Below are 25084 nucleotides of genomic sequence, written 5' to 3' on the forward strand. Positions count from 1 at the left end.
GAGGTCGGCGGCCAGCGTAACTGATCTCTGGCCGAAAACGATCGGTCCGCAGGTCTCGGTAAGGGTTCGGCATGAGCTCGGTATGACGGGCGCCGATCGCCGGGCACGGCGCGGTCCGGCCGGTCGCGGGCGGCGTAAAATGCCTGGCCGGGTCCGGTCAGGTGTCCCACATGCCGTGGAGGGAGTGCGCGATGGCGAGTCCGCCGGAACTCACCGTGGGGCGGCTGCTGTCCGCATGGGAACCGGACGTGCCCGCACTGCTGCTCGTCCTGCTGCTGGGTGCCCTGTACGGCTGGGGCGTACTGCGGCTTCGGCGCCGGGGCGAACGCTGGCCCATGTCCCGCACCGCCGCCTTCGCCCTGCTCGGCCTCGGCACCCTCGTCGTGGCCACCATGTCGGCCCTCGCCGTCTACGACCACGTGCTGTTCTGGCCGGCCGCGGTGCAGAACATCCTGCTCGACCTCGTCGCTCCGCTCGGCCTTGCACTGGGCGACCCGCTGCGACTGGCCGTCCGTGCCCTGCCCGAAGGCGCAGCCCGGCGCGTCCAGCGGGCGATGACCGGGCGCCTGGTGCGGCTGCTCACCTTCCCCCTCGTCAGCACGGCCCTGGTGCTGGCAACCGAACTGACGGTGTACTTCACCCCGTACTTCGCCACGGCGCTGCGCGACAACTGGCTGCACCAGCTGATGTATCTGCACCTGCTGCTCGCCGGCTGCCTGTTCGTGGTGCCAGTGCTGACCCGCGAGGAGACGCTGCCCGCCTGGTGCACCCATCCGGTCCGGGCGGCGCTGGTGTTCCTCGACGGAATCGTCGACGCCGTACCCGGCATCGTGGTCATGACCCACGGCACGCTGATCGCCGGCACCTGGTACCTGCACCATGCCCCGCCCTGGTCGCCGGATGTGCAGCACGACCAGCAACTCGGCGGCGGCGCGATGATCGGCATCGCCGAACTGGTGGCCCTGCCCTTCCTGCTCGCCATCCTGTTCCAGTGGGCCCGCACCGAACGCGAGACGACCGCCGCGCTGGACCGCCGCCTGGCGACGGAACTGGTGCCCGCCGCGCCGACACAGGGACAGACACAGTCGCCCGACCTCGTACGCCCGTGGTGGGAGACCGAGAACAGCGAGGTCGCCCAGCGCATCCGGCAGCAGCGACCGGCGCGCTGACCCACGCCGGACCGGCCGGGCGTCGGTGGCTCATTCCTTCCGGTCGAGCTGATGCCCGCGAGCTCCCACCGACCTTCCGTACGCCACCACCCCGGCCCGGCCCGCCTCGTGGCCGCGCCGACAACGGAGCCAATCCGTCGGCTCTCGACGAGCGTCCGCGCCCGCGGCTGTGCGTCCGTCGCACTTCAAGCCGCCCGAACTGCTTGAGACTGCCGTGTGTGGTCGCCGGAGGCGCATCGGCTCCAGGTGCCGCCAGCCTCGGTGACGAGCCGGGTAGCGGTTTTGTCGTGGTTCGGCCTCGGGGAGCAATGGAACAGCGGTTGGCGTTGAGCATTGACCGACGTCATGGACGCCGTTGACGGCGGGCGTTCCCGCCGGTTACCCGTGCTTGTCCGGTTCGGCGTCGGCGAAGGCGCGGTATCCGCCGAGATCTCGGGCTGGGCGAGGACGTCGCCGCGGTGTACGACTCGGACCGGACCCGGGGCCATCATCGGATGCTGATCCGCCGGCGTAGCGAGATCGTGTCGGACATTCAGCAAGACCGCCGTCGTCATTACCGCGAAGTCCGCCGGGTGCAAGGTCTTCGGCCTCGCCACCGCAGGCGTCCGTCTCGCTTGACCTCTTGCCCGTCAGTCCGGCAGCCAGTGCAGCTCGTGCGCCAGGGTTTTGGCGACGGCACGGATGCGGCGGTGCAGCGGCGACTGCTCGCGTGGGAGGACCAGGTGGATCGTCAGGCTGGGCGCGCCCCGCAGCGGTCTCCAGGTGAGACCGGCCGGTTGTGTCGTGATCGCGGCTTCTCCGGCCGGGGCGAGGGTGACCCCGTCGCGCAGGTCGCGCTGTGACATGTCGAAAGAGACTGTGGGCGTGTGGAATCGGGGATGTGGCCGGGTACCGCGGAACAATGCGGCCAGCTGGTCGTGGATCACGGGGTTGGCCGCACGGTCGGGGAGTCGCAGCGGATACGCGGCCGCGTCGGCGATCTCGATCTCCGGGTGTTCGGCCAGCGGATGGTGCTGCGCCAATTGGACGCCGATGCGCGCACGCCGCAGCAGGTACCGGCGCACGCCACGGCCCGGCTGTTCACCGCGGGTGATCCCGGCATCGATGCGGCCGTCGGCGACCGCGGGGGAGATCTCCGGTGTCGCCATCGGGACCGCGCCGACCTCGAGTCCGGTACTGCTGCGAATCAGCCTGTCCACCAGGGCCGGTGCCGTCTCGGCCCCGGCGCTGAGGCTGTATCCGATGCGCAGCGTGCCCAGTTCACCGGCCGCCGCGCTCCGGGCGGTGTCCCATGCCCGGTCCAACGCCGCCAGCGCGGGCGGCGCGGACTCCGCCAAAGCCGCACCGGCCGTGGTCAATACGACGCTGCGCGTGTTGCGGACCAGCAGGGCCGTACCGAGTTCCGCCTCCAATCGGCGCATCCGGGCGCTGAGTGCGGGCTGTGCGATACCGATCCGTGCGGCCGCGCGGGTGAAGTTCAACTCCTGCGCCAGCACCAGGAAGTACCGCAGGCTCACCGTATCCGGCGCCACGTGCCCTCCCTGCCGATTGATAACGATCCGTTCTGAGTCTATCCCGTATTGATCTTTCCCTCGACCCCACATCAAGCCCTAGCCTGCGCATATGACGGTTCAACTGACCGCAGTAACCGTCGCCGGGATCGATCGATCTGAGTGTCAATTCGAAGTCGGACGTGTCCGGCCGAACACAGGAGGTTTCCATGGCCAAGGGCTACTGGGTCAGTGTCTACCCCGCCATTTCCGACCCTGAGACGCTGACTGCCTACGGCGACCTGGCCCGTCCGGCTGTCCAGGCTGGGGGCGGGCGCACCCTGTCCCGTGGCGGTCGAGTCGTCGCCCACGAGGCCGGAATCACGCACCGCGTCGTTCTGGTCGAGTTCGACAGCTTTGAACAGGCCGTCGCGGCATACGAGAGCGAGGCATACCAGAAGGCGCTGGTGGCCCTCCCCGACGGCTTCGAGCGCGACTTCCGCATCATCGAAGGCATCGACTGACCGGCGGGCCCAGCCATCGCTGAGCATCCCGTTGTGCAAGCCCGGCGCTTTAAGGCCGGGTAGTTGACAATATGCCCTGGCCAGGCGCCAGGATCCCGCACGGGTCGTACCTGTGCTTCGCCGACTCCAGTCGCGGCCAGGCGGAACCGAAGTGGGTGCGCCAGTCCGCGTGGGTGAAGGGGATGCTGCCCACCGGGTACTGCGTGCCGCCGGCCCCCGCGGTGGCCTCGTAGGCCCGGCGGTTGGCGGCGAGGAGGCGGTCGACGCTGGCGGTGTCGTCCGGCGGTGTGGCGCGCAGGACGGCGAAGAGGTACGGCACGGGGTCGTCGGGGGTACGGAGCAGAGGCGTGGTGAGGCGCTTGCGCAGGAGCGGGTAGGCGAGGACGACGCCGGGGCCCAGGTCGTCCGCGGTGAGGGCGTCCAGCACGTCGCCCGTGAGGCCGGCCGCGGACCGTCCGGGGAGCAGCAGGTTGAGCCAGGGATGGGCGTACGTCCAGAGACCGGCTTCCTTGAGGGCTTCGACCCCGGGGGCGATCCGGTCGAGGAAGTCGTAGTAGGGGAGGTCGGACTGCTGGACGCCGGACGGGCTGTGGCGCAGGCCCCGCAGCAGGACCGTGTCGTCCGGAGCGGGGCCGACCGGCGGGCCGTAGGCCACGGCCTCCAGGGTGTGGACGCGGAAGGCTCCGTCGGCGTCCGCCGAGACCTGGCCCTCGACGTAGTCGAATCGGCCCTCCTGGACGAGGGCGCGCTGATCGTCGAGGAAGGTCTGCAGGTCGTCGTAGGGCAGCAGGTAGTGCCGTACGGTCTCCGGCGCGCGCACCAGGCGGAGGGTGGCGCCGACGATGACGGCGCACTGGCCGAGACCGGCCAGGACGGCGTGGAAGAGGTCCGGATGCAGGGTGGGGGAGCAGCGTAAGAACTCGCCTGCTCCGGTGACGACTTGGAGTTCACTGACGTTGTCGACCTGGGCGCCGTGCCGGTGGGTCTGGCCGCCCAGACCGCCCACGGACAGGGTGCCGCCGACGGAGAGTTCGAGGTAGTCGGTGAAGACAGGCGGGGTGAGGCCGTGGGCGATCGTGGCCTTGGCGACCTCGCTCCATCTGGCGCCCGCGCCGACGGTGAGGGTCGTGCTGCCCGGTTCCAGGGGGTCGATGTCCGCGAGGGTGGCGGTCTCGATGACCAGGCCGTCCTGGACCTGTGCCTGGCCGTCGGTGGTATGTCCCTGGCCGCGCGGTGCGACCGGCAGGCGGTGCGTGTTGCAGAAGCGGACCATGGCGACGACGTCACGGACCGAGCCCGGGCGCAGGACGGCGGTGGGGCGGCGGTGCACGATGTGGCCGTAGTCGTCGGAGGCGGCGGCGAGTGAGGCCTCGTCCATGACGAGGGTCCCGTCCAGCGCGGGGATCTCCGCGAGGTGCGGGCCGGATCCGGTCACGGCCCAGCTCCGGGCGGCGGGGTCGAAGCCGACCACCGCCGCCCCGGATGCCGTAAGGCCGCGCAGCAGGGCACGTCGTGACGGTGTGTGGGGCATGGGCACAACCACTTCGCACGCAACGTTGGATGATCAATTCCTCGTCATCCTAGGCGAGTTGGGCGAGTTGCGGCGGTGTGCGGTGTCACCGGCGGGGGAGCGGATCAGGTCATTCCTCAGCGGCGAGTGACGCGCGGGTCGGCCTGCCCAGTGCCCAGAAGAGCACGCCGAGGAACATGAACCCGACCAGTGGGACGGCCTCCGTCAGCAGGTACTTCCAGCGCTCGCCGTGACTCCAGCCGTCCGGGGCGTAGTCGGAGCCGAACCAGTGGTCGCCCAGCCCGGGGGCGACCAGCTGCACGCTGGCGAACAGGATGAGCACGGTGAGTACGACGCTGATGGTGCGGGGGATGGGCGCCTTGTACGGGCGGGGGACGTCCGGGGCCTTGCGGCGCAGTACCGCGAGCGCCGGGAAGATGCCCAGGTAGCTGACGAGGGTGGTGGAGACGGCGAGGCCGAGGACGGCGCCGAAGAGCTTGGCGGCGCTGCCGTTGGTCAGTTCGTGCGCCAGGACCAGGACGAGGGTGGAGACCAGCCCGCTGAGGATGTTGACCCTTACCGGGGTGCCGAACCGGCTGGAGATGACGCCGAGGAAGCGGGGCGCGGCGCCGTCGTAGCCGGAGACGGCGAGGGCGCGGTCGGAGCCCATGACCCAGGTGACGCCGGACGACAGCACCGTGAGGATGAACATGATCGCGGCGAGGTCCCCGAGCAGGCTGCCGGCACCGCTGAGCGTGGCCGTGCCGTCGGAGGCGACGTGGCCGCCGTACACGGTGAAGACCTGCCGGATGGCGTCGATGAAACCGCCGAGGCCGCTGATGGCCTTGACCGGCAGGACGAGCAGGATGCCGAGGATCGGCAGCGCGTACAGCGCAACGGCGAGGCCGGCGCTGCGGAAGATGGCGAAGGGCACGTCCTTCTGGGCGTCGGTCATCTCGTCGCCCGCGGTGTTGGGCAGTTCGAAGCCGACGTAGTTGAACATCAGGACCGGCACCAGACCGACGAAGCCCGCGTACGTCGGGGAGAAGTCGCCGAACCCGAAGCCGTGCAGGCCGTGCTTCACGCCGTAGATCACGACGGTGATCGTGAACAGGCCGAGGAGGACGAAGCGGCTCCAGGCGCCGATGGTGGGAATCCACTTGCCGATGTCGAAGGAGAGGATCGCGGCGAGCACGCCCACCCAGACGAAGATCAGGGTGAAGACGTAGAAGGCCGGGGTGCTCAGGTCCTTGCCGTCGTTGAAGAAGGTGGTGAAGGCCGTGACGGCGGAGACGGAGAGTGTGCCGCCCAGCCACACAGGGTTGGTGATCCAGTACAGGAAGTTGTTGACGGCGCCCGCGAGGCGTCCGAAGGCCCGGCTGGTCCAGATGTACGGGCCGCCCTCGTCGGGGAACGCGGCCCCGAGTTCCGCGGTCAGCAGCGCGGACGGCACGAAGAACACGACGGCCAGCACGATGAGCCAGGTGAACGCCTCGGCACCGGACGAGGCCACCGTGCCGATGGTGTCCACACCGACGATGGTGCACAGGAGGAAGAAGAGAATGTCGAAGCGGCCGAAGTGCTTGCGCAGCTTCTGCCGCTCCGTCTGGGCTGCCGCCGGCGCACCGGCCGGCTCCATTGCTACTTGCTCAGCGGCCACCGGGAGCTCCTGCGTGCTCGGGGTACAGGTTCGATCCGGCCAATGATCTGCGTCGCCGCACAACCGCACAAGCGTTCATGTACAAGTTTTGACCATCGCCGCAGCGCCTTGCTGCAGCGGAAACCCCGCCGAAACATCGAACGCCACAGGCGCAGGCCACACAGGGGCGGCAACTGACCCGCACCCAGCTCACTCCTTCCAGTCGAGCTGATGCTCGGGAGTCCCCACCGACCGCCCGTACGCAATCGCTTCCGCGCGGGCCGCCGCATCGCCGCGCCGATACCGGCTGATCCGATATGCGGCTAGCGCCGCGTGGCCTTCCCGGCGAAGACGACCACGCGCTCGTCCCCGGCGCTGAAGTCCGCGTACCAGCCGTTGGCCGGCTCCAACGCATCGGCCAACGCCTGCCCGAGCCCGCCGACGTCGTCGCCGTCGGCCTCCCACTCGACGAGCGTCCACAGCCCGGGCTGCGCGGCGCTCGCACTCGCCGAGACGTCGAGCCGGCTGACCTTGCGCAGCCGCAGCCCTTGGGGCTGGAAGACCGCGCCGGGCCGCAAGCTCTCCCCGATGACGTATCCACTGATCACGTGCGGTCTCCCTGAGGTCGGTGGCTGTGGGCACCTCTCCAGTGCGGAGAGTGATGCACTCATGTCTCGAAGTTATCGGCCGCCACTGACATCACGGCTTCGAGCAGACCGGCCAGCGACTCCTCGGGGCTCTCTCCCGCCGTGTCGACGACGATGCGCTCGCGCTCCCACGGCTCGTACTCCCGCTCCACGACCTGATCCCAGTCCGGCAGCGGCAGATCCGGGATGTCGACCGACCGTGAGGTCACTCGCCGCCGGTGCTGGACCGGATCGGAGCACACCACCTCCACCTCGACGCAGGACACCCCCGCCCGCCCGGCCGCGTCACGCCAGGCGTCCCGCGTGACACCCAGCGGATTCACCGACTCCGCGATCACGGTCAGGCCCTGCCGCAGATGCTCCTCGGCCAGCGCGTATGCGACGACGTAACCCGCAGGCCCGACGGGATGCCGCGCCAGGCCGGAGCGGACGAGGGCCTGCTCGATGGTGTCCACCCGCAGGTGGACCGCGCCCATCCGCCCCGCGAGGAGCCGCGCGAGGGTGGTCTTTCCGGTGGCGGGCAGGCCGCCGATCACGACGAGCATGCGGTCATCCTGCCCGGCGCTGGTCCGCAGGCTGACGGCCCGAAACGGGTCGGAGCACATCTCCCTCCCCCGAAGGTGATGTGCTCCGACCTTCCCCCGGCGCCGGACTGATGGTCCAGCTACCGCGTGGGCGGTCATGCGCCGTCACCAGCACATGACCGCTGTCTCCCCCGGACCCCACGCGGAGTACAGACGTACTCGGACGAAGTAGCGGCGGCCCTTGACGAGCCGGGCCTTGATGGTGGCGTTGTGCGGTGCTCCTCCGTCGTCCCGGCCGGTGAGATAGCGGGGCTCCCCGTCCCGCTCCTCGAAGACCACGAGAACGGAGTCGCTCGCGCCGAAGGTGCCGATGGTGTACTCGCGGGTCTCCGGCGGGTCGACGGTGAAGTCGGCCTGCTCGCCGGGGGCGAGGCCGAGCGGCGCGGAGCGGAAGGGCACCAAGGCGGGCGGCCGATGGGGAGTGTCGGCCGGCGGGTACCAGCGCAGCACGAACTCCTTGTCGGCGGGCGAGAGCGTGCCGGGCGGGTTGAGGCCCCCGCGGAACTGCTCCGGCTCCAGGATCAGCCCGCCCGAGAACGGATACTCCATGATCGACTGCGGGTCCCAGACGGAGCCGTTGACCTCGTCCGGGTCGAGCTTGCGCAGGATGTTGAAGAATGTCTTGTCGCGGTTCCAGAAGTTCGGGGCGCCCGCCAGATCGGCGTAGACGGCCTCGTCGTCCCAGTGGATGCCGGCGAACGGGCTCTGGTGCTCGTGCAGCATGCCGAGCGCGTGCCCGATCTCGTGCAGGGCCGTGCCGCGCTCCCCGGGCGCGGTCAGGTCCCAGCCGAAGTTCATGGTGCGTTCGTTCTGCCCGACCTGCAGGCAGTCCTTGCCCACGGTCGACCAGGAGCCGTCGCCGAGCTGGAAGCCGATGCGCAGCTCGGCCTCCGAGCGGTCGCCGACCTCGACGAAGGACACGCCGATGCCGAGGCCCTGCCACTCCTCGAAGGATTCACGCACCACGTCCCGCTGCTCCTTGGCGCCGACCCACGACACCCGGCGGGACTGCCCCGTTCCCGGTACGGGAATGACCGACCCGTCGGTGTCGCCGTCGAAGAAGCAGTAGTGCAGAACGGTGACGTTGACCCACATCGACCGTCCGCCGATGAGCGCACTGAGCCGCTCGGCGGTCAGCCCCGGTGTGAAGGCGGGGGCCGACTGCTGCGCGAGGGAGCAGTAGCGTCCGGTCATGCGCACAGGTTGCCGCGGGCAGGGGCACAGGCGCCTGAGTCGGGGGCTACTCAAGTCACCCTGTATCAGGCGTGAGTACTCGCGCTCATACTCCCGTGACGATTTTCGAACGCGACGCGAAGACCCTTGAGCTGCCCTGGCAGTTCACCGGACGTGAGGGCGAGCTCGAGCTGATCCGCCGGTCCCTGACCGCCGGCCGGCACGGCATCGTGGTGACCGGCCCGGTCGGCTGCGGCAAGACCCGGCTGGTCACCGAGGCCGTGCGGGGCAGCGACCGCGCCCGGGCGGCCGGGACACCCGAGACCCGGCACATCCCCTTCGCCGCGTTCGCCCACCTGCTGCCCGAGGCGGTCTCCCTGCACCGGGCGGTCCAACTCCTGTCCGGGGTACGGCTGCTGGTCGTCGACGACGCACATCTGCTCGACGACGCCTCGGCCGCCCTCGTGCACCAGCTGGCCGTGCACGGCCGCACCCGCCTGATCGTCGTCGCCGGCGACGGCGGCCCGTACCCCGGGGCGATCTCCCGGCTGTGGACCGGTGAGCTGCTGCCGCGCCTCGCGCTGGAGCCGCTGCCCCGCGAGGACACCGAGCAGCTCCTCGCGGCGGGTGTCGGCGGAAGCATGGAGCCGCTCACCCTGAACCGCCTCCACCACCTGTGCCAGGGAGACCTGAGGCTGCTGCGCGAACTGGTGGACGCGGTGCGTGAGCGCGGCCTCCTGACCCGTCTCCGTCCGGACACGGACGAATGGGCGTGGCGGGGCCCGGTGCCGGTGACGGCGACCGTCCGCCAGCGCACCGCCGAGATCCTCGAACGCCCCGGCCCCGACGAGCGCAGGACGCTCGAACGCCTGGCCTTCTCGGAGCCCCTGCCCCTGCCCGTGGACGACCTCGACCTGCGGATCCTGGAAAACCTCGAGGCCGACGGCCTGATCCGCATCGACGACCAGTGCGACCAGGGCGCCGTCCGCCTCGCCCGCCCCCTGTACGGCCCGGTGCTGCGTGCCGCGGCCGGCAGGCTCCGGGCCAGGCGGCTGGCCCGCACACCGGCCCAGTGCGCTGCGGCCCTCGCCGCCGAGTCGGCCGCGCTGACCCGACGGATCGAGCAGGCGGACGTACGGTCGCTGCCGACGCCCGTGGGGGAGTGGCTCGCCCAGGAGGGCGCACCGGTGCCCGCCGGGTATGCGGCCGTACGCGCGCGGTTCTCGCGGCTTCGGGGGGAGCTGCGGGAGGCGGCGGCCTGGGCGAGGGAGGGGCTCCGAGGTGCTACGGACGACGCGCCGTGCCGCACCGAACTCGCCCTGGCCGCCGCGCAGTCGGGGGATGCGGCCACCGCGCAGGAGGCCGCGGCGGGGTGCCCGGACCTGGACCGGCCGTCCGCGTGGCTGATCGCGGCCCGCGGGGATGTGGACGGGGCGCTGGCGGCGATCGGCGACGCCACCGACGGCATGGTGCAGCGGTACGGCGACGGCCGCGACCGCATGGGCGCGTCGAGCGCCGACATCACCGGCGCCGACACGGCGTTCGCCCTCTACGACGCCGTACGGCTCGGAGCCCCGGAGAAGGTCGCCGAGCGACTGCCGGCCGACGGTGTGTTCGCCGCGCATGCCCAGGCGCTGGCCCGTGGCGACGGTCCGGCCCTGGACGGGGCCGCGGAGGCGCTGGAGGGGTGGGGGTTCCTGCTGTTCGCGGCCGAGGCGCACGCGCAGGCCGTACGCGCGCACCGCGACCCGCGCGCCGCACGCACCTCACGCACGCGTGCCGTCGCCCTGGCCCGCCGCTGCCAGGGCGCCCGCACCCCGGCCCTGTCGGGGCTGGTCCTGGGTGAACTGACCGCCCGCCAGCGGCAGATCGTCACCTTGGCGGCCGCGGGCCTGAGCAACCGGCAGATCGCGGAACAGCTGACGCTGTCCATCCGCACCGTCGGCAACCACCTCTACAGCGCATACGCCCGGCTCGGCGCGAGCGACCGGGGCGCGCTGCCGTGGCTCGTGGAGCTGCCGGACGCGCAGCCGGCCTGAGCCGCGCCCATGAACCGGCGGTCTGACCCCCAGTATTCGGGGGAGGGGTCAGGCCGCCGACCCCTGCCGGGAGCACCGGGCGTGTCGCGTCAGGCGTAGGCCCAGCGCCACGCGTTCGAACTGTATGTGCACTTGATCGTCGCGCCGCTCGCGGTGGTGGTGACGGCCCCGTGGTCGCTGTTGCGGCAGAACTGTCCAGCCGAGTAGCAGTTCCCCGAGTTGGACTTGATCGAGCACGTGCCCACGCTGTCCTGGCTGCTGCTGTTGCTGCCCGTACTGGCGGCCTTGGCGGCGGCGGTTCTGGTGACGGTGACCGTGGGGCCGGGCTTGGCTTTGGCCTTGACGGTTTCGGTGACCGTCGGACCGGGCTCGGGGGTGGCCGTCACGGTCGCCGTGATCGTCGTCGCGGGCTTGACCTTGGCCTCGACGGGCTGTTTGTCGCTGTTCGCGGGGGAGGCGATGAGCGCGCCCGCGAAGAGCAGGCCCGCGCCGCCGAGCCACACGCGCTTGCGTTTGCGCAGCGGACGGATGTCCGGCGGGCGTGGCGCGGGCGGTATGGGTGCCGTGTACGGGTTGGTCATCTCGTCCCCCCTGGGTGTTTCTGGTGGAGTGACCGTAGTGCCCTACAAGGCGACATGTGAAGGATGTGTAAGGGGAGTGATCATTCTGTGATTGTCGTCCTGGGCTGCTGAGTACAGAACTGGGGCTCGCATCCTGCGAGTTCAGGCCGCCCCGAACGCCGTGAACGCCCACCCCGTCGCCTGGTGCAGCGCATCCCCCGGCAGCGAGGCGCGCGCATCGCGCAGGGCCTCGGCCAGTGACAGGCCCGCGCTCAGGCCCTTGTGCAGGGCGAGCATCAGCTCCACCACGGCGTGGTCGTTGACGGGTGCGCTGCTCGCCACCACGCCCGCCGTGCCGAGCGGCAGCAGGGCGGTGACCAGGCCGAGGAGTTCGTCCGCGCCGACCGAGGCGAGGCGGGCGGTGTCGCAGCTGGACAGGATGATCCGGTACGGGCTGCGGTCCAGGCGTTCGAAGTCGTGGACGATGAGCGGGCCGTCGGCCATCCGCAGTGCGGAGAACAGGGGGCTGTCGGCGCGGAAGGTGCCGTGCGCGGCGATGTGGGCCAGTGTGGCGCCGTCGAGTTCCTCCAGCACGCGTGGCACGCGCGCGTCGTCGTGTTCCAGGAGGGTCGCTCTGCCGTAGCGGTCGGCGAGTTCGGGCACTTCCGCGCCGCCGGTGGCGAGCCCCGGTCCGCGCACCAGGACGTGACGGCCGCCGGGCGGCGGTTCGGTCTCGTGGGCGCGCAGCCAGCTGCTCGCCGACGGCGACACGCTGAGCACCCGCTCCCGCAGCGAGGGCAGCAGCGCCCACGGCACGCGGTTCAGCCGGCCCGGCGGCACGACCACCACCGGGCCGCAGCCCAGATGGGCGGCGGCCGGGCCGAGCAGCAGCTCCTCCAGGCGGCGGCCCATGGCCTCCACCACGGGAAGCCGTGCCTCCGCGCCCGGGTGGGCCAGCCGCCGCAGCCCGGCCTGCACATGCTCGGCCTCGGTCTCGGCGTCGGCGAGCAGCCCCGCCTCGAACCGCCGCACGCGTCCGTCCCCGCACAGCAGCACCTGGACGCGCCCGTCGAGCACCGCGAGCTCCACCAGCCGCACCTCGCCCAGTTGCTCCAGCAGCCTGCCGATCTGGAAGCGGTCCTCGGCGCCGGGCGCGTCGCCGCGCATGTGCAGGGTCCGGGAGCGGATCTCCCGCTCCAGACGCCGCTGTTCACGCTCCAGGGCCGGAATCGGGCGGCCGTCGCTGCGGGCCTCTTCCGCGCGGGCGGCGATCTCCCGGAACGCGGTCAGGTTGCCGAGCAGGGCCGGGTCGGCGGGCGGCCGGGTGGGCGGCGTGGACAGGACGGTGGCCCGCCAGCGCTCGCTCCACATCAGCAACCGGCGCGGGCTGCCCGAGTCGAGGCTGGCCCGCTGGGCCAACGCGGCCAGCTCCGCGCCCTGTTCGGTGGCGCGGGCCCGCAGCTCGGAGGCGCCCAGCGTCATCCGGTGGTCGTCGAGCACGTCGAGCCCGCGCCGGCACGCCTCCAGGACACCCCGGCCGGAACCGGCGGCCCGCGCGCGCAGCGCCTGCGCGGCCCAGCCCGTCATCCGCGCCAGCGGCGGTCCGCTGTGCCGGCTGCGGGCGGCGACGGCCAGATGCCGCTCCGCGTCCGCCGTCCAGCCGAGGTCCAGCGCGATCCGGCCCGCGAGCAGCGAGGCCTCGGGGGCGGCCGGCGCGCCGAACGACGCGAGCCGTTCGGCCACCGCCGCCGCGTCCGCGACCAGGCGTCCCGAGCCGCGCCCGGCAGCCACCCGCGCCTCGATCAGCACCAGCCGGGCATGCGTCTCCCACCAGGTGCGCCGCTGCCCGGCGAACAGCCGCACCGCCAGCGCCGCGCGCGCGATTGCGGTGTGCGGATCGCCCGCGAGACGGGCCGCGCGGGCCGCGACCAGCAGCAGCTCCGCCTTGCGCGTGGACTGCCCGCCGATGCCGTCGAGCGCCCCTATGGCCGTGTCCGCCTCGGCGAGCGCCTCCGGGGCGAGCCCGGCGGCCATCAGGACCTCGCAGCGCCGGATGTAGAGCATGAAGGACGGCGTGCCGAGCTTGGCGTAGCGCTCCTCGGCCTCGTCCAGCAGCCGCAGCGCAACGGGGATGTCGCCCGAGCGGAAGGCGGCCAGGCCCCGGCTCTCCACCACGTCGGCCTTGTCGTGCTCCTGGCCGGTGGTGTCCCACTGCGCGTGCGCGGCAGTGAAGTCCGCCTCCGCCCGGTCCACCGCACCGAGCGCCAGATGCACCGTGGCCCGCAGGGTCAGCGCCCGCGCCGTCCAGATGACGTCGTCCGCCTGCCGCAGCACGGGAATCGCCTTGCGTACGTCCTCCAGCGCCTCCCGGTGCCGGCCCAGCACCCAGGAGGCGTAGGCCCGCCGGAACAGGACACGCGCGCGTGTGTGCCCGCTGCTCACCGCGACACCCCGCTCCAGCGCCTCCAGGCCCTGCCGGGTGCGGCCGGAGTGCACCAGCGCCACGCCGAGGGTGGCCAGGATGTCCCCCTCCCGGTCGGGCGCCTGGGCGCGCGCCGCCAGATCGCGGGCGCGGCGCAGATGGTGCAGCGCGATCCGCATGTCGCCCCAGTCCCGCTGCCAGATGCCGATCACCTGGTGCGCGACGGAGGCGCGCCACGGCGACGGGTCGCAGTCCAGCACGCCCTGTGCCCGCGCCAGAGCCTCGCCCGGGTCGGCGAACACCATCGGCAGCAGTTCGAGAACCGAGTCGCTTCCCGCTGTCACTCAAAGGATGGTAGTGGCCGTGGTTGCGCCCCACACCGGTTTGGCGCTGTATCAATCGACGGCTGCGCGACTCTGATTCACGACTGTCGCCTCAGCGGGAGGACACGCCATGGCACCTCAGCGATTCCACGAGCAGTTCGACCAGATCCAGCGATCCATGCCCGACGTCTCCCTGGCGATGGGGCCCGACGACGCGGCGGAGTTCATCTACGAGAAGGGCGTCGTCCTGGCCCGCGACGGTGAGGAGGCGCGGCTGGTCGAGGACACCGTGCGCGGCCACTTCACCGAGGCGACCGGCCTGACCGCCGACCATGTGCAGCGGGTGAGCCCCGAGACCAACCGCTCCGGCATCACCCGTATCCAGGTCGGCGACCCGGGCCACGGCGACCGGCGCGGCGACCGGGCGGTCGCGCACGCCCTGCGGGCCATGCGCGAGCACGAGGGACGCGCCCAGCGCCGGCTGGTCAGCCGCAACCACGTGGTGTCGATCGCGGTCAACTCGTGTCCCGGCGACGAGCCCGTGCCCGCCCCGCTCACCCAGGGCACCAACCCGGTCGCCGCCGCGGCCGGTTACGACACGGACACCGCTGTCGGCGTCCTCGTCATCGACAACGGCCTCACGCACGACTACGGGATGGTCCCGCTGCTCGCCCACGTCCAGGGCGACCTGCACGGCACCGAGACCGACGACCAGGGCAACCTGCTGCAGTACGTCGGCCACGGCACCTTCATCGCGGGCCTCCTCGCGGCCGTCGCACCCAACACGAACGTCACGGTGCGCAACACCCTCAACGACGCCGGTGCCGTCCTGGAGTCCGAGTTCGGGCAGCGGCTCTTCGACGCGGTCGACGAGCACGGCTGGCCGGACGTCATCAGCCTGTCCGCCGGCACCTCCAACGGCCGCACCGACGGCCTGCTCGGCGTCGAGAGCTTCATGCAGGAACTGCGCACCCAGCGCACCCTGTTGGTGGCCGCGGCCGGCAACAACGCCAGCGCCACCCCGTTCTGGCCCGCCGCCTACGCCTCCCTGCCCGACTACTCGGACGTCGTCCTCTCGGTCGGCGCGCTGCGCAGCGACGGCGAGTACGGCGCCTGCTTCAGCAACCACGGTGCCTGGGTGAACGTGTACGCCCCCGGCGAGCGCCTCACCAGCGCCCTGACCGGCTTCGACGCGCCCGTCCCGTACGTCTACCAGCACTCCACGTACGACGCCTGCCGCTTCGGCTTCACCTACGCGTGCACCTGCCAGTACCCGCGCCACACCGGCGTGCTGAGCGAGGCCGGCACTCCCACCTCGGCCAAGGCGGACCAGGTGATGTTCGAGGGGTACGCGCACTGGAGCGGCACCTCGTTCTCCGCTCCCGTGGCCGCCGGCATGGTCGCCGCCTACATGACGGCCAACAAGATGAGCGACGCGCGTGCGGCCCGCAAGCAACTGCTCGCGGACAACACCGGGTTCGCGGAAGTGCGCGGGGCGCACGTACCGGCGCTGCGCCCGGCGGGCTGGCGCCCCGGTCCGGTCGTGCAGCTCTCTCCCGGCGTATGAGGTCCGGAACGGTCCCCTCCACGGCGTACGATGACATGCCGTACACGAGGGGTGGGGCCGTGGACCGAGCAGATGTCGGCGCGTTGGTCCAGTCCGCCGTCGACGGCGACGCGGCGGCCTGGAAGGCGCTCGTGGAAGGGCTGAGCCCACTGGTGTGGTCCGTCGTGCGCTCGCACCGGCTCTCCGACGCCGACGCGCACGAGGTGTACCAGACGGCGTGGTTCCGCTTCGCCCAGCACCTGGGGCGGATCCGCGAACCCGAGAAGGCCGGGGCGTGGCTGGCGAGCACCGCGCGGCACGAGTGCCTGAAGGTCCTCAAGAGCTTAAGGCGGCTGACCCCGACGGACGATCCGCAGCTGCTCGACCGGATCAGTGAGGACCGTACGCCCGAGCAGTCGTTCCTCGACCTGGAGGAGGCGGCCGCCGAGACCGAGCGCATCCGGCATCTGTGGCAGGAGTTCGAGGAACTCGGCGATCGCTGCAGGCAGTTGCTGCGCGTCCTGATGGCCTCGCCGCCGCCCAGCTACCAGGAGGTGTCCGCGGCGCTGGGCATCGCGGTGGGCAGCATCGGACCGCTCCGCCAGCGCTGTCTGCGGCGCCTGCGGGCACGACTGGAAGCACGGGGAGCGGTGTGACCGACATGAACAACGGCAACATCGGCAACAACGGCAACAACAACGACGACATCAACGACCTCGACGACATCACCGCCATCGACGAGGTGGCGTACGACCTGTTGGAGGAGGAACTCCGCCGGGCCGCGGCCATCCTGGACCCGGTGCCGGCCCAACTGCGGCAGATCGCCGTCGAGGCCTTTGCGCTGCACGACCTCGACGCCCGCATCGCCGAGCTGACCTTCGACTCGGTGGTCGACGCCATCCCCGTGCGGGGAGCGACGGATGTGCCGCGGATGCTCACGTTCCACGTCGGCGGCGTGACCGTGGACGTCGAACTGACCGCGCAGGGGCTGATGGGGCAGGTGCTGCCGCCGCAGACGGCGGGTGTCGAGGTGCTCAGCGGCCCGCAGGCCGGCTCGCCGCTGACCACCGACGACATGGGGCGCTTCACCTACGGCGAACCCCCCGCCGGTCCCTTCGCGCTACGGCTGCGGACCGGCGAGGGAGTGCTCGTCACGGACTGGCTGACGGCCTGATGCACGGCCCTGCCCTCACCAGGTGACGGGCAGGGTCTGCGGACCGCGGATCATGGTCTTGCGGCGCCAGACGACCTGGTCGGCGGGGACCGCGAGGCGCAGCCCGGGCAGCCGCTCCAGCAGCGTGTCGACGAGCAGTTCGGTCTGCAGACGGGCGAGCACGGCGCCGGTGCAGTAGTGTGCGCCGTTGCCGAAGGCCACGTGCGGGTTGGGGTCGCGGTCCGGGTCGATCCGGTCCGGGTCGGGGAAGACGTCCGGGTCGCGGTTGGCCGCGAGGTAGGAGACGTACACCGGCTCGCCGGCGCCGATGCGGTGGCCGTGCAGCTCGACGTCCTCCAGGGCGATGCGGGCCAGGCCGACCGAGGTGCGGTGCGGGATGTAGCGCAGCAGCTCGTCGAGCACACGCCCGCGCGCCTGGGGTTCCCGCATCCGCTCCCTCAACTCCGGCCGGGTGAGCATCAGGAACAGCATCTGGCCGCAGTTGTGGGTGACGGCCTCGCCGCCGATCTGCAGCGGCCCGGCCAGGCCCACGGCCTCCTCCTCGCTGATCTCGCCGCGGCCGACGGCGGCACCGAGCAGCGTGTACACGTCGTCGTCCGTGCTCTGTGCCCGCGCACGGATGGTGTCGGTGATCCACCCGTACATGCCCTTCTTGGCGCGGTCGGCGGCCTCGGACCCACCGGAGGTGGAGATGATCTGCCGCGTCCAGGCATGCACCTGCTCCCGGTCCCCGGCGGGCACCCCCATCACCTCGCTGACCACGGTGATCGGGAAGGGCTCGAGGACCCGCTCGATCAGATCGGCCGGCGGTCCGTCGCGTACGACTCCGTCGAGCAACTCGTCGAGGATCTGCTGGGCGCGGGGCCGCAGCCGCTTCATCGCGCCCACGGTGAAGGCGCCGGCGATGGGCCTGCGCAGCCGGTTGTGGTCGGGCTGGTCGGCCCAGGCGAGCGAGCCCGGCCGGGGAGCGAAGTTGGGGGCGAGCCGGGTCACCTGACGGCTGGTGACCTCCGTGCGGCTGAACCGCGGATCGTTGGTGATCAGCTTGACGTCGTCGTAGCGGGTGGCCAGCCACGCCCAGCCCTCGCCGTGCGGCAGCCGGATGCGGGTGAGCGGGCCCTCGTGCATGAGGTCCGCGAGCACCGGGTCGAACTCGGTCCCGGCCAGGTCGTGCGCGGGCCAGTCCCGTACCGGGGGCGGGGCCTGCTCCGTCAGCGTGGTGATCTCCTCGGTCATGCCCTCCACCCTCACCGCGGCCCGGGCGCCTGTCGCGCGGGAGTGCTCCAGCCGGAGGTCGCAGCCCGTGCCTCAGCCCGTGACGGCGCCGACGAGTGCGGCCAGCGCCGACGCCAGCGGGCCGAGTCCGGGGCCGGCGGGCCCGCCCGGCTCGGACATGTACGTGTCCCGGCGGATCTCCACCATCAGGGCGCTCACCCGCGGATCCCTGCCGTAGAACTCCAGCGGCACATACGTCCCGCTGAACGGGCTGTCCAGCCCCGTCTCCCCGAACGACGCGAAGGCCTCCCGCGCCGCTGCGAGCAGCTTAGGCGGCGTGTGGAAGGAGTCGGTGCCCAGGCAGACCGGCGGCCGGGGGCCCTCGGCGTGCAGCTCGTAGGGCAGCGGGGCGGTCGGGTAGGAGTGGACGTCGATGATCACAGCCCGTCCCGTGGCGGCCAGCCGGTCGGCCACGGCCTCCGTCATGGCCTGTGCGTACGGCCGGAAGTAGCGGTCGACCAGCGGTTCGGGGTCGGTGTCCGCGGGCCGCAGGGCCTCCCGGTGGGTGGTCCGGGTGTAGACCGCGCCCATCCCGACGGACCGCATCTCCTCCCGCTCGTCCGGGAACCGCTCCGGATCGACGACCAGCCGCGAGAGCCGGTTGACGAACCGCCACGGGGTGACGCCCGACAGGCCGGCCGCCGCGTCGGCTAGCTCGGCCGTGTGCGCGTCGGTGATGTGGTCCAGCTCCCGCTCCAGCGCCGCGTCGTCCAGCACGATGCCCGGGCGCACCGCGGCCGGTATCTCCCGCGCCGAGTGCGGAACATGCAGGATCACGGGGGAGCCGGCCGCGCCGGGCAGGAACTCGAAGGATGGTGCGGCGGAGGGCATGGGGCGGCTCCCGGGGCATGTCGGTGAGGTTGGTGGATGATCTGCATCCTGCCGGTCGCCGGGGCGAGCTCAGCGCTGGCTCGCGGGCATGCCGGGAAGCCGGCTGCGACTGCCCCGGCAGGAGTAGACGATCTCCACCGCACCTCCGGGGAGGGCACGTTCGCGCTGGAACGCCAGGCCGGTGTCGGGACTGAGCGCGGGTGTCAGCCGCATTCCGCTGCCGAACAGGAGCGGCAGGACCACCAGCTCGAGGGTGTCGAGCGCGCCGAGGGTGTGGAAGGTCCCGATCGTCCGCGGGCCTCCGATGAGGTGGACGTCGCCGCCCCGGTTGGCCGCGCGGAGCTTCTCCAGCAGCCGTAGGGGATCGCTGTCGGTGACGACGTGGTCGGGGGTGCCGGCCGGACGGTGCGAGCCGAGCACGAACACGTCCAGGTCGGGCCAGGGCCAGCGCTCGTTGGTCAGCGCCGGCTCGAAGGTGGTACGGCCCATCAGAGCCGCCTCGCACCCCTTGAGGAACTCCCGGATGCCGTGGCTCTCGCCGGACACGAACGCGGGATCGGCCGTCAGCGAGGGCCAGCCGGTCGGCGTGGTCACAAAGCCGTCGGCACTCATGCTCATACGGGCGCGGATCTGCATGATCTCTCCTTGCAGGTCGACTGCTGTCATCCGTGCGTCGAACGGGAAACCCGCCGATCGACACAGCGCCGAGAAAACTTTGTGGCGTGTCCCTCGGTCACCGCCGCCCGCCGAACTCCCAGGGGTGCACCTCGATGTCGGCGTACCGCCCCGCGGTCAGGACGGCGCGTGCCGTGCCCGGGTCCGGGGCCCGGAGCAGCACCGCCGTACCGAGCCAGGAGGCGCCGTCGTCGGACAGCAGCGGCCCGTACGCGATCAGGTCGTCCCGGTCGGCCGGCACGGCGAGGTCGGCGGCCGGCCCCGAGCCGAGACCGAGCACCAGGTAGCAGCTGCCGCCGGTGCGGCCGCCGCCGAACTCCCACATGGTGCGCCCCAGCAGGTTGCGCCACCGGCGCAGCAGCACGTCCCGGTACACGCCGGCCTGGTGGTTGGGCTCGTCGAAGGCGAACGCGCGGGCGGCGGCGGGATCCGGCAGGTCGACGATGTGCACGCTGCCGGTGGGCGTGTCACCGTCGGCGGCGAAGGTCGGGCCGCGGGCGATCAGCTCCTTCGTGTACCGGTCCATGTAGGACCAGTGCTCTTCCAGCAGCTCCTCGCGCAGCGGGACGGAGCCGGGCCGGTCGCGGTGGTAGCAGAAGAACTCCATGGCCGCAGACTCTTCCCAACGCGCGACGGGATCTCAAAGGGTTATACCGAGTGACCGACCTGCCGTTGTCACCCCCCTCTCCTAATCTCGTGCCATGACCGTGCATGAGCTCTCGCGCACCGAGGCCCGCCGGATCGCCGTACGTGCCCAACTCCTGGACGCCGTACGGCCGGCCGGGCTGCTGGATGTGGTGCGCGGGCTGACCCTGCTGCAGATCGACCCGACCGCCGCCGTCGCGCCCAACGCCGACCTGGTGGCGTGGAGCCGGCTCGGATCGCCGTACGCACCGGGCCAGTTGAGCGCCGCGCTGGAGAGACGCACCCTGCTGGAACTGCAGGCGATGATCCGGCCGGCCGAGGATCTCGCGCTGTACCGCGCCGAGATGGCCGAGTGGCCGGAGCGGGGGACGCCCTCGTCGTGGCGTGAGTACCACCGGTCGTGGGTGGCGACCAACGACGTCTGCCGTCGGGACATCCTCGACCGGCTCGGTACCGAGGGGCCGCTGCCCTCGCGCGCCCTCCCGGACACCTGCGCCCAGCCGTGGAAGTCGAGCGGCTGGAGCAACAACCGCAACGTCACCAAGCTCCTGGAGCTGATGGTGCAGCGCGGTGAGGTCGCCGTCGCCGGACGCCGCGGCGGTGACCGGCTGTGGGACCTTGCCGGCCGGGTCTACCCCGACCTCCCGGCGGTCCCGGTGGAGGAGGCGCTGCGCATCCGCGACGAGCGGCGGCTGCGCGCCCTCGGCATCGCCCGCGCCCGCGGTCCTGAGTGTCAGGTGGAGCCGGCGGACGTGGGCGAGGCGGGTGAGCCAGCGGTCGTGGCGGGCGTGCGGGGCAAGTGGCGGGTGGATCCGGCCCAGTTGGGCCTGCCCTTCGAGGGGCGGGCGGCCCTGCTGTCACCCTTCGACCGCCTCGTCCACGACCGCAGACGCACCACCGAGCTGTTCGAGTACGAATACCAGCTGGAGATGTACAAGCCCGCCGCCAAGCGCCGCTGGGGGTACTTCGCGCTGCCGGTCCTGTACGGGGACCGGCTGGTCGGGAAACTCGACGCCACAGCCGACCGCAAGGCCGGGCTGCTGCGGGTCGGCGCCGTCCATGAGGACGTCCCGTTCACCACGACCATGACGGCGGAGATCGGCCGGGAGATCGAGGACCTGGCCCGCTGGCTCGGGCTGGAGCTCGTACCGCCCGGCCAGGCACTGCCCGACTCGGCAGTGTCAGCCGCCGTCGCTGACCCCGGAGGCCACGAAACGCCGGTGGAGCGGTGAGAACGTGGACTGAGGCTCACCGGTGATGCCGGCTTCCTTGACGGCGGGTGCCAGCCGCCCGCCGAAGAACCGCTCGAAGTCGGATTGGGCATTCCATACGTCGGTGACGTGCAGCGCGCCCCCGTCGAACCAGGCCACGTGCAGGACGGCGCCGTCTGGTTGGTCCTGCTCCCAGTCGACCAGTTGCCGGACGGTGTCGTACTGCTGGGGCGTGACCCCTGTCCAGGTCAAGGACAACACAACAGCCATGGACTGCCTCCTCTGATTTACTCGCTTCCCCCGTTCAGTAGACCGAGCCGGGCCACCGGTCACCTGCCGTGGTAGGCCGTTCGTGGCGCGGCTTTGCGACGTCTCGGCGGCGTCGCGTCTTCGAGGGCGGGCGGCATGGGCGCGGAGATCAGCCGGGAGATCGAGGACCTGGCCCGGTGGCCGGAGATGGAGTCGGAGGCTTGAGGGCCGAGCCGACCCACTCCCACACCCGGTGGCCGGGCGGAAACCCCATCGTCGTCAGGGCGCCCAGCAGCATCCCGCAGGCCATGAAGGCCGAGGTCTCGGTGGTGTCGGCACCCAGTGGCGTGTGCACCGTCTCCCAGAGCCCGGTCCAGCCGGCCCGGATCGCCTCGCCGAACGTGTGGTCTCCAGCCGCCTCGGCGGCGGCCACGGTGACGTAGGACTGGAGTTGCATGGCCAGCCGGTCGGGCCGCTCCGTGATCAGCCGGGCGTAGGCCTGCGCCATGGCGCGGCGCGCCTCGGTGCCCTCCAGGCCCCAGGCCGCCTCCTCCATGACCAGGCGGGTGTCCTCCAGGGACCTGAGCGCGGCGGCGACGAAGATCGCCTTCTTGTCGGGGAACAGCCGGAACAGATACGGCTGCGAGACGCCCACGCGCCGGGCGATCGCTCCGGTCGAGGTGGCGTGGTAGCCCCGCCGCGCGAACTCGGCCTCGGCCGCGCGCACCACGGCCTCCCGTCGTTCCGCCGCGCTCATCCTCACCATGCGGCCGGGCTCACCCCTCCACGTCCGCCGGGCGGGGCCGGCGCGGGATGCCGAGGGCGCACAGCGCGCCGCCGAACACCACCGCCACGCCGACCCAGACCGCGGGGTGCAGCCCGTCGATGAACTGCTGCGGGCTCTGCGTGCTGCCGTACGTCACGAACACCGTGCTCAGTACGGCGATGCCGAGCGCGCCGCCGATCTCCCGCACCGTCGTGTTGGCGCCGGACGCCTTGCCCGCGTGTTCCTTGGCGACCGAGCCGAGCACGACGGCCGCCGTGGGCGCGAACACGAAGCCCATGCCGACACCGGCGACGATCATGGGGCCGACGAGGGAGGAGTACGCGGTGTCGGTGTCGGCGACCAGGTTGATCCAGCCGAGGCCCACGCCCTGAAGGAACAGCCCCAGCGCCATGAGCCGGCCGCCGCCGACCTTGTCGGTGAGCAGCCCGGCGACCGGGGCGACGAACATCGGCATCAGGGTCCAGGCGAGGGTGCGGACACCGGCTTCCAGCGGGGTGCGCGGGGGCACGATCTGGAGGTACTGGGCGAGCAGGAACAGGGAGCCGAAGACGCCGAAGTACATGGTCGCGGAGACGATGTTGGTGAGGGTGAAGGCGCGTACCCGGTAGAAGGAGAGCGGCAGCATCGGCTGCGGGGCGCGGGCCTCCCAGACGACGAAGGCGGCCAGCAGTACGGCACCGGCCGCGAACGCCCCGAGCACCTTCGCCGAGGTCCAGCCATCGCTCTCGCCGTGCACGATGGCCCACACCACGGCGCACAGGCCGGCCGCGGCCAGCAGCATGCCCGCCAGGTCCAGGCGCACGGCGGGCAGGGAGCTCTCGCGCAGGGCGAAGAGGACCAGCGGGACGGCGATCACGCAGACCGGCACGTTGATCCAGAAGATCCACCGCCAGTCCAGGCCGTCGACCACCGCGCCGCCCACCACCGGGCCCATCGCCACGGCGAGCCCGCTGACCCCGGACCACACGCCGAGCGCCATGCCGCGCAGCCGCTCCGGCACCGCGTGGGAGAGCAGGGTCAGCGACAGCGGCATGACGGCCGCCGCGCCGAAGCCCTGGACCGTGCGGAAGGTGATCAGCTGCGCGCTGGTGTCGGACAGGCCGCAGCCGATGGAGGCCAGCGTGAACACGGCGATGCCGAGCACGAAGACGCGGCGGCGGCCGAACCGGTCGCCGAGGGCCGCGCCGGTCATCAGCAGACAGGCGAAGCTGAGGACATAGGCGTTGACGAACCACTGCAGCTGCTGGGTGGACGCCTCGAGGTCGACGGCGAGGGTGTGCAGGGCGGTCGATACGACGAGGTTGTCGAGCGCGACCATGAACATGGGCACGCTGCACGCCACGATCGCCAGCCAGAGCGGGATGCGGCGGCCGGCGGGGGCGGCCGGTGTGTCGACCTGGTCGGCGAGGGCCGGGTTCTGTTCGGACAGGGTCATGGTGGGTCTCTCCTGGGGAGCCGGTGGGGGGATCAGGCCTCGGTGGTCTGCTGCTCGGCGAGCCGGCGCCGGGCGTCCGTCCAGTCGATGGGCAGGTCGGCCGCCTGGACCTGCCAGAAGGTGAAGACCGAGTCCTTCATCGTGGGCCGCAGCCCGGTCATGATCGAGCGGTGCGGCTCGGTCTTCGCGTACGTGTACAGCGCCTCCTTGTCGTGCCAGGCCGACAGGGTCCAGAAGGTGCGGCTGAACGGCTCGGCGATCAGCGAGGCGCCGTACGCGCCGGGCGCTTTGGAGACCTGCTTCCACGCGGCCAGGGACTTGAGGAAGAAACGCGGTACGTCCTTGAGGGAGCGCACCTCCAGGCGGGACGCCATGACGAACGCCTGGGCGTCCGGTGCGGGGGTGGAGACGGTGGTCCAGGGCAGTGTGGGCATGGCTGCGGCCTTCTTCGGCTGCTCGGAGGGATAGAATTGGATACCTCTACTATCCAGACTAGACAGTAGAGGTATCCAATTTCCAGAGCGGAGCCGTTTCCGATGCGTATGTCCGAACTGAGCCGCCGCAGCGGTACCTCGGTCACGACGATCAAGTACTACATCCGCGAGGGCCTGCTTCCCCCCGGACGGCAGACCGCCGCCACCCAGGCCGAGTACGACGATCAGCATCTGCGCCGGCTGCGCCTGGTCCGCGCCCTCGTCGGCGTGCGGGGCCTGTCCGTGAGCACCGCCCGGGACGTGCTGAGCGCCCTGGCCGAACACACCGACGACACCCACCGCGTCCTGGGCCTCGCCCTCGGCGCGATCCGGCTGGCCGAGGAGCCCGCGGCGGGCCCGCCGGAAACGGCGGAAGTCGACGAACTGGTCAAGGAGTTGGGCTGGAACGTGCACCAGGCGGCACCGGCCAGGGCCGACCTCGCCGAGACCCTGACCTCGCTGCGCACCCTCGGCGCCCCGCTGGACCTGCGCACCCTGCTGCCCTACGCCCGCCTGGCCGAACAGACGGCATCTCTCGACCTCGACCAGCTCGACGGCATGGAGGACCCGTTGGAACTGGCGGAACGGGCGCTGCTGCTGACCGTCCTCCTGGAGCCCGCGCTGCTGGCACTGCGGCGCATGGCCCAGGAGAACGAGTCGGCGCGACGGCACGGTGAGCACTGAACCGCCCCTCGAACCGGTC

The 25084-nt window shown here is 71.7% G+C and carries 24 protein-coding genes; 8 read left to right on the top strand and 16 right to left on the bottom strand.

The features are described 5' to 3' along the window. Positions 1–191: 191 nt before the first annotated feature. Entirely contained in the window at positions 192–1169 is a 978-nt protein-coding gene (locus tag ACFY10_RS21760; protein ID WP_390666817.1) for a cytochrome c oxidase assembly protein, read from the top strand. 629 nt (positions 1170–1798) lie between these two features. Here ACFY10_RS21760 and ACFY10_RS21765 read toward each other — a convergent pair. Beyond that, complete coding sequence (locus ACFY10_RS21765) at positions 1799–2701, bottom strand: LysR family transcriptional regulator (protein ID WP_390666818.1); 903 nt, start codon at positions 2699–2701, stop codon at positions 1799–1801. Positions 2702–2889: 188 nt separating this feature from the next. On the opposite strand from ACFY10_RS21765, the gene ACFY10_RS21770 reads away from it, so the two are divergent. Continuing rightward, on the top strand, positions 2890–3183 hold the full coding sequence (locus ACFY10_RS21770; protein WP_390666819.1) for a DUF1330 domain-containing protein: 294 nt from the start codon (positions 2890–2892) through the stop codon (positions 3181–3183). A gap of 49 nt (positions 3184–3232) precedes the next feature. Here the strand turns inward: ACFY10_RS21770 and ACFY10_RS21775 are convergent, their stop codons facing one another. The 5 genes from ACFY10_RS21775 to ACFY10_RS21795 all read right to left on the bottom strand — a co-directional run bounded on the left by ACFY10_RS21775 (position 3233) and on the right by ACFY10_RS21795 (position 8757). Beyond that, the gene (locus ACFY10_RS21775; RefSeq protein ID WP_390666820.1) at positions 3233–4714 is read right to left on the bottom strand and encodes an FAD-binding protein; all 1482 of its coding nucleotides are present in this window, start codon (positions 4712–4714) and stop codon (positions 3233–3235) included. A gap of 109 nt (positions 4715–4823) precedes the next feature. Then, on the bottom strand, positions 4824–6353 hold the full coding sequence (locus ACFY10_RS21780) for an APC family permease (protein WP_390666821.1): 1530 nt from the start codon (positions 6351–6353) through the stop codon (positions 4824–4826). Positions 6354–6655: 302 nt separating this feature from the next. Beyond that, positions 6656–6940, bottom strand: a complete 285-nt coding sequence (locus tag ACFY10_RS21785) for a hypothetical protein (RefSeq protein WP_390666822.1) — start codon at positions 6938–6940, stop codon at positions 6656–6658. Positions 6941–6999: 59 nt separating this feature from the next. Beyond that, positions 7000–7524, bottom strand: a complete 525-nt coding sequence (locus ACFY10_RS21790) for an AAA family ATPase (RefSeq protein ID WP_390666823.1) — start codon at positions 7522–7524, stop codon at positions 7000–7002. Between the two features lie 144 nt (positions 7525–7668). Next, complete coding sequence (locus tag ACFY10_RS21795; protein ID WP_390666824.1) at positions 7669–8757, bottom strand: M12 family metallopeptidase; 1089 nt, start codon at positions 8755–8757, stop codon at positions 7669–7671. Positions 8758–8852: 95 nt separating this feature from the next. Between ACFY10_RS21795 and ACFY10_RS21800 the strand changes: the two genes are divergently transcribed. Then, complete coding sequence (locus ACFY10_RS21800) at positions 8853–10775, top strand: LuxR C-terminal-related transcriptional regulator (protein WP_390666825.1); 1923 nt, start codon at positions 8853–8855, stop codon at positions 10773–10775. 89 nt (positions 10776–10864) lie between these two features. Here ACFY10_RS21800 and ACFY10_RS21805 read toward each other — a convergent pair whose 3' ends face one another. Beyond that, entirely contained in the window at positions 10865–11356 is a 492-nt protein-coding gene (locus tag ACFY10_RS21805) for a hypothetical protein (protein ID WP_390666826.1), read from the bottom strand. A gap of 141 nt (positions 11357–11497) precedes the next feature. Continuing rightward, entirely contained in the window at positions 11498–14062 is a 2565-nt protein-coding gene (locus tag ACFY10_RS21810; protein ID WP_390667102.1) for a CHAT domain-containing protein, read from the bottom strand. A gap of 148 nt (positions 14063–14210) precedes the next feature. Here ACFY10_RS21810 and ACFY10_RS21815 point away from each other — a divergent pair, with 148 nt between their 5' ends. Genes ACFY10_RS21815 through ACFY10_RS21825 form a run of 3 tightly spaced genes read left to right on the top strand, consistent with a single transcriptional unit; the run spans position 14211 to position 16800 of the window. Next, positions 14211–15647 carry a S8/S53 family peptidase gene (locus ACFY10_RS21815; RefSeq protein ID WP_390666827.1) on the top strand — a complete coding sequence of 479 codons (1437 nt, stop codon included), beginning with the start codon at positions 14211–14213 and terminating at the stop codon, positions 15645–15647. 35 nt (positions 15648–15682) lie between these two features. Next, positions 15683–16282, top strand: a complete 600-nt coding sequence (locus ACFY10_RS21820) for an RNA polymerase sigma factor (protein WP_390666828.1) — start codon at positions 15683–15685, stop codon at positions 16280–16282. Between the two features lie 5 nt (positions 16283–16287). Next, on the top strand, positions 16288–16800 hold the full coding sequence (locus ACFY10_RS21825) for a hypothetical protein (RefSeq protein WP_390667103.1): 513 nt from the start codon (positions 16288–16290) through the stop codon (positions 16798–16800). Between the two features lie 15 nt (positions 16801–16815). Here ACFY10_RS21825 and ACFY10_RS21830 read toward each other — a convergent pair whose 3' ends face one another. The 4 genes from ACFY10_RS21830 to ACFY10_RS21845 form a co-directional block, all read right to left on the bottom strand. Continuing rightward, the gene (locus tag ACFY10_RS21830) at positions 16816–18036 is read right to left on the bottom strand and encodes a cytochrome P450 (RefSeq protein ID WP_390666829.1); all 1221 of its coding nucleotides are present in this window, start codon (positions 18034–18036) and stop codon (positions 16816–16818) included. 72 nt (positions 18037–18108) lie between these two features. Beyond that, on the bottom strand, positions 18109–18906 hold the full coding sequence (locus tag ACFY10_RS21835; protein WP_390666830.1) for an N-formylglutamate amidohydrolase: 798 nt from the start codon (positions 18904–18906) through the stop codon (positions 18109–18111). 69 nt (positions 18907–18975) lie between these two features. Beyond that, positions 18976–19542, bottom strand: a complete 567-nt coding sequence (locus ACFY10_RS21840) for a dihydrofolate reductase family protein (RefSeq protein WP_390666831.1) — start codon at positions 19540–19542, stop codon at positions 18976–18978. 97 nt (positions 19543–19639) lie between these two features. Further along, positions 19640–20188 (bottom strand): YciI family protein, encoded by a 549-nt coding sequence (locus tag ACFY10_RS21845; RefSeq protein WP_390666832.1) that lies wholly within the window; start codon positions 20186–20188, stop codon positions 19640–19642. A 94-nt stretch (positions 20189–20282) separates the two neighbouring features. Between ACFY10_RS21845 and ACFY10_RS21850 the strand changes: the two genes are divergently transcribed. Further along, positions 20283–21458: a DNA glycosylase AlkZ-like family protein gene (locus tag ACFY10_RS21850; RefSeq protein ID WP_390666833.1), complete on the top strand. Its 1176-nt coding sequence runs from the start codon at positions 20283–20285 to the stop codon at positions 21456–21458. On the opposite strand, the gene ACFY10_RS21855 is transcribed toward ACFY10_RS21850, so the two are convergent. The 4 genes from ACFY10_RS21855 to ACFY10_RS21870 all read right to left on the bottom strand — a co-directional run bounded on the left by ACFY10_RS21855 (position 21408) and on the right by ACFY10_RS21870 (position 24342). Beyond that, positions 21408–21707, bottom strand: a complete 300-nt coding sequence (locus ACFY10_RS21855) for a hypothetical protein (RefSeq protein WP_390666834.1) — start codon at positions 21705–21707, stop codon at positions 21408–21410. The genes ACFY10_RS21850 and ACFY10_RS21855 overlap by 51 nt on opposite strands. Positions 21708–21855: 148 nt before the next feature. Next, positions 21856–22452 (bottom strand): TetR/AcrR family transcriptional regulator, encoded by a 597-nt coding sequence (locus tag ACFY10_RS21860; RefSeq protein ID WP_390666835.1) that lies wholly within the window; start codon positions 22450–22452, stop codon positions 21856–21858. Between the two features lie 10 nt (positions 22453–22462). Next, positions 22463–23908 carry an MFS transporter gene (locus tag ACFY10_RS21865; RefSeq protein ID WP_390666836.1) on the bottom strand — a complete coding sequence of 482 codons (1446 nt, stop codon included), beginning with the start codon at positions 23906–23908 and terminating at the stop codon, positions 22463–22465. Positions 23909–23940: 32 nt separating this feature from the next. Next, a complete protein-coding gene (locus tag ACFY10_RS21870) occupies positions 23941–24342 on the bottom strand; it encodes a DUF3291 domain-containing protein (protein WP_390666837.1) in 402 nt (133 codons plus the stop codon). A 102-nt stretch (positions 24343–24444) separates the two neighbouring features. Between ACFY10_RS21870 and ACFY10_RS21875 the strand changes: the two genes are divergently transcribed. Beyond that, positions 24445–25065: a MerR family transcriptional regulator gene (locus ACFY10_RS21875; protein WP_390666838.1), complete on the top strand. Its 621-nt coding sequence runs from the start codon at positions 24445–24447 to the stop codon at positions 25063–25065. Positions 25066–25084: the final 19 nt, after the last annotated feature.

This window comes from Streptomyces sp. NPDC001401, from assembly GCF_042895385.1.
Classification (GTDB): domain Bacteria; phylum Actinomycetota; class Actinomycetes; order Streptomycetales; family Streptomycetaceae; genus Streptomyces.

Bases quoted from the DNA above. Each gene is read 5' to 3' on its own strand.
- ACFY10_RS21760 (WP_390666817.1), top strand. From the start codon at position 192: ATGGCGAGTCCGCCGGAACTCACCGTGGGGCGGCTGCTGTCCGCATGG.
- ACFY10_RS21770 (WP_390666819.1), top strand. From the start codon at position 2,890: ATGGCCAAGGGCTACTGGGTCAGTGTCTACCCCGCCATTTCCGACCCT.
- ACFY10_RS21775 (WP_390666820.1), bottom strand. From the start codon at position 4,714: ATGCCCCACACACCGTCACGACGTGCCCTGCTGCGCGGCCTTACGGCA.
- ACFY10_RS21790 (WP_390666823.1), bottom strand. From the start codon at position 7,524: ATGCTCGTCGTGATCGGCGGCCTGCCCGCCACCGGAAAGACCACCCTC.
- ACFY10_RS21795 (WP_390666824.1), bottom strand. From the start codon at position 8,757: ATGACCGGACGCTACTGCTCCCTCGCGCAGCAGTCGGCCCCCGCCTTC.
- ACFY10_RS21805 (WP_390666826.1), bottom strand. From the start codon at position 11,356: ATGACCAACCCGTACACGGCACCCATACCGCCCGCGCCACGCCCGCCG.
- ACFY10_RS21810 (WP_390667102.1), bottom strand. From the start codon at position 14,062: ATGGTGTTCGCCGACCCGGGCGAGGCTCTGGCGCGGGCACAGGGCGTG.
- ACFY10_RS21815 (WP_390666827.1), top strand. From the start codon at position 14,211: ATGGCACCTCAGCGATTCCACGAGCAGTTCGACCAGATCCAGCGATCC.
- ACFY10_RS21820 (WP_390666828.1), top strand. From the start codon at position 15,683: ATGCCGTACACGAGGGGTGGGGCCGTGGACCGAGCAGATGTCGGCGCG.
- ACFY10_RS21825 (WP_390667103.1), top strand. From the start codon at position 16,288: ATGAACAACGGCAACATCGGCAACAACGGCAACAACAACGACGACATC.
- ACFY10_RS21830 (WP_390666829.1), bottom strand. From the start codon at position 18,036: ATGACCGAGGAGATCACCACGCTGACGGAGCAGGCCCCGCCCCCGGTA.
- ACFY10_RS21835 (WP_390666830.1), bottom strand. From the start codon at position 18,906: ATGCCCTCCGCCGCACCATCCTTCGAGTTCCTGCCCGGCGCGGCCGGC.
- ACFY10_RS21840 (WP_390666831.1), bottom strand. From the start codon at position 19,542: ATGCAGATCCGCGCCCGTATGAGCATGAGTGCCGACGGCTTTGTGACC.
- ACFY10_RS21845 (WP_390666832.1), bottom strand. From the start codon at position 20,188: ATGGAGTTCTTCTGCTACCACCGCGACCGGCCCGGCTCCGTCCCGCTG.
- ACFY10_RS21850 (WP_390666833.1), top strand. From the start codon at position 20,283: ATGACCGTGCATGAGCTCTCGCGCACCGAGGCCCGCCGGATCGCCGTA.
- ACFY10_RS21855 (WP_390666834.1), bottom strand. From the start codon at position 21,707: ATGGCTGTTGTGTTGTCCTTGACCTGGACAGGGGTCACGCCCCAGCAG.
- ACFY10_RS21860 (WP_390666835.1), bottom strand. From the start codon at position 22,452: ATGGTGAGGATGAGCGCGGCGGAACGACGGGAGGCCGTGGTGCGCGCG.
- ACFY10_RS21865 (WP_390666836.1), bottom strand. From the start codon at position 23,908: ATGACCCTGTCCGAACAGAACCCGGCCCTCGCCGACCAGGTCGACACA.
- ACFY10_RS21870 (WP_390666837.1), bottom strand. From the start codon at position 24,342: ATGCCCACACTGCCCTGGACCACCGTCTCCACCCCCGCACCGGACGCC.
- ACFY10_RS21875 (WP_390666838.1), top strand. From the start codon at position 24,445: ATGCGTATGTCCGAACTGAGCCGCCGCAGCGGTACCTCGGTCACGACG.